The following is a 2,808-nucleotide window of genomic DNA, read 5'->3' as shown; positions in this document are numbered from 1 at the left end:
GCGTAAAGTGCTGATTTAAGATCGCTTACGCCTCAATTGTTAGAATCACTCTTATTTGAGGTGACACTCTAAGAACGTAAAGGCTTGATTCTAATCCCTCTGGCATTTTTATTTTGTGAGGCCGATAAATGTGCTGGGTTGAAACGTCAAGCTCAGAATCAAATGTTGCCGCATATTTATCAATAGCAACTACTACTCGGTCTTTCTCTCTCCCCAAGTTTCTTAAGGTCCTTTTCAAAAGGGCGTGTAATGTCGAATTTTACTTCCATAGTTCCCGATTTTCTATCTTCCTAGCCCTATTAAGGTGAGCAGCGCAATGCCTAAGCTCACGCATACTGCTCTAAGTACAAAACACAAGGCATAGCAAAAACGCCAAGCGTTGCGAATCACTCTTAAACAGATTGTTAAATTGCTATTTCCACTTGTACCTTATCCTATGATGGTGTTGTAAGTGGCTAAGGTGTTTGTCGTGCTGAAGCCTACCTGTAACAATACCAGGATGTATAGCTATTGATTTAGCAAATATTGCTATTGAAGTAGGACTAAAATCATACTTAGAAATAAATGCATCATATGACCGTTTCGGAATCAAAGTTTCTTGCGAAAAAGTATCAGCTTCTTCTTCCTGAACTTTATAATCCTCACTACTACTTCCACCTTCAATAAAAGTTATTCTCTTATCGTGTAATAGTATATGAGCCAACTCGTGCATCAGACTAAACCAGAATATATCTCCCCAACTTCCTCTCATAGACATCATGACTACTGGTTTGTTCTTGCCATACCAGAATGTAGCCCCTGTTACATAAGTTTTAGGGTAATGAGGAATAATAACCAAAGCGACACCACAGTCAGCCAATAGCTGCTTCAGAGAGCTGAGCATTATATTAGGATCAGACTCCAAGCTTAAAACTCTTATATTTTCTATATTATTTTTAAGAGCATTTTTATCGAAATCAGCAACATTTTGTTCAGATGCCAGTAAGTGTCCTGTTCTCAACCAAGCTGCAATCGCCTCTCTACTAATTGTATCTTTTTCACATAACCTAAATGCCGGAGAGTACTCTTTGACATTTTCAATATTAAATAAAGAAGACACACCAAAAAACTTTTGGAGTTCTTTTACTTTCTCTATAGCGTTTCTAGTTTTCTTTACTAAACCGAGTTTACTCATTTCTAGGTATGGGAACTTAGAAACAGCCTCTGTTTCTTGTTGAGCCTTTAGCATTTCTTGTTCTTTTGCAAGAACTAAACGGTACTCTGATTCTAAATTATTCCAAAACTCAGCAGCCACGCCTACAACTTGCTCTAGTTGAATAGCTGTATCAGGCGTAATTGCTTTTTCACCCTTGATAATCTCATTAATAGCCTGTGGGGGTCTTCCCATTCTACGAGCTAATTCAGCCTGACTAAGCTCTAGATCATCAAGCACCTCCTCCAAGTATTCACCTGGAGGGATGGCTAAATCAGAAATATAACTTTGATCAGTCATCATAATGTTTACTCACTTCTTCAATCATTGCGATATTTAGCTTATCGCCTTCTACCGTAAATATTAGCCGATAAAAACCTGTAAGGTTTACTGCGTACTGCCCCTTTCGATCGCCTTTTAAGGGATGACAACGTAAACCTGGCAATTGCATCACTGCGTTTAGGTCTTTAGCCGCTTTAATCAAGTTAATACGTTGAATGTACTTACGACCAACTTGAGCACCGAATTCTTTGTTTGCTTGACGGCTCTCTTTAAAGCACTTTTCAAGCTTGTTTGTTCTAAAATCTATTTCCAAAATCGGATACCTTTTGGCGTAACCCGTCCAATGGCATTCACCCCTTAGGTGAATAGTACACTCTAAAAACCTGGACGTCGAGCAGATTGCAATTTGACAACTCATTAGATTGCAAAGCTGGGGAAATAAACACCCGACTTTGGGGTTTTTCACGTATCTTTCGCACACTAGAGTTTAGAATAAGCATTTGTTTTGAAGAAAACTATTGCCATCCACCACAAAGTCAAGATCGAGAATGTGCACCAAGAAGAGAGACTTTACACCCATCCCGTTTAGCATTAGGAAATCCATCGAAAGCTAATGAGGCGAGACAGACGAGGTTTGCGTTCTCAAACTCACTTAAGGGCAAAAATGTGTTTTTGGTTTTAGCAACAAGAGTCAGTACAACATACGCTGACTCGCTATTGAAGTTGTGTTACTTGGTCGAGGATTTACTCGGCTTTAGGCCTGGAGTGTTTCCTGGCGTTTTCTTGTTGACACGTCGACGCTGATCTGGCTTGCCAGTCGACTTGGCTATTGGTTTTGGCCCTGGCTTCAAACCCATAATTTGATCCTTTTATTTAATGAGGTTATCCCTCGTTGTATAATCTTTGGGCACCATTGATTGCTTTCAAGATGTGTATGAAAAATAATCAAAAAATATACCCTAAATTTTCTGCTGGTAACTGACGTTTTGACGAGCCGCTTAAAATGTATGGTGACCAGTTGGAGGTACAAGGTGGATAGAACTACATCAGGACCGCGAATGCTTACTACCGAAGAGAAAAAAGAGCTTCGTCATGATATGGCAGCATCCTCTGCTTGGGGCAAAGCCGAACTAAAACGTCGACGAGACGCAAAAAATCAAAAAAATTCTGCGCATGGTATAGATGATGGTATTGAGAAAGATACTGATTGTAACTAACTTTTATTTATTGGCAATATCCGCTCGTTGATATTCGAGTGGGAATAAACGGGTGTAAATTTACCGAAATGAAAAGAGAGCCTTCGGGCTAATGCCAGTCAGTTAAGCTGACTGGCA

The 2,808-nt window shown here is 39.7% G+C and carries 3 protein-coding genes; 1 reads left to right on the top strand and 2 read right to left on the bottom strand.

Features of this window, described 5'->3' with window-relative positions; translation table 11 throughout:
- Positions 1–412 precede the first annotated feature (412 nt).
- Both ACX5KA_RS12395 and ACX5KA_RS12390 read right to left on the bottom strand, forming a co-directional pair.
- Positions 413–1,495, bottom strand: a complete 1,083-nt coding sequence (locus ACX5KA_RS12395) for a HigA family addiction module antitoxin (RefSeq protein WP_222770665.1) — start codon at positions 1,493–1,495, stop codon at positions 413–415.
- Entirely contained in the window at positions 1,485–1,787 is a 303-nt protein-coding gene (locus ACX5KA_RS12390; protein WP_222770664.1) for a type II toxin-antitoxin system RelE/ParE family toxin, read from the bottom strand. Before ACX5KA_RS12390 ends, ACX5KA_RS12395 begins: the two co-directional genes overlap by 11 nt.
- 718 nt (positions 1,788–2,505) lie before the next feature.
- Between ACX5KA_RS12390 and ACX5KA_RS12385 the strand changes: the two genes are divergently transcribed.
- Complete coding sequence (locus ACX5KA_RS12385; RefSeq protein WP_458731286.1) at positions 2,506–2,691, top strand: hypothetical protein; 186 nt, start codon at positions 2,506–2,508, stop codon at positions 2,689–2,691.
- Positions 2,692–2,808: the final 117 nt, after the last annotated feature.

It is taken from the genome of Alteromonas alvinellae (assembly GCF_902705805.1).
Note: the sequence above shows the minus strand (reverse complement) of the source record. Positions and strands in the feature narration are given on the sequence as shown.

Excerpts from the sequence above, each read along its gene's own strand:
- ACX5KA_RS12395 (WP_222770665.1), bottom strand. The coding sequence starts at position 1,495 with ATGATGACTGATCAAAGTTATATTTCTGATTTAGCCATCCCTCCAGGT.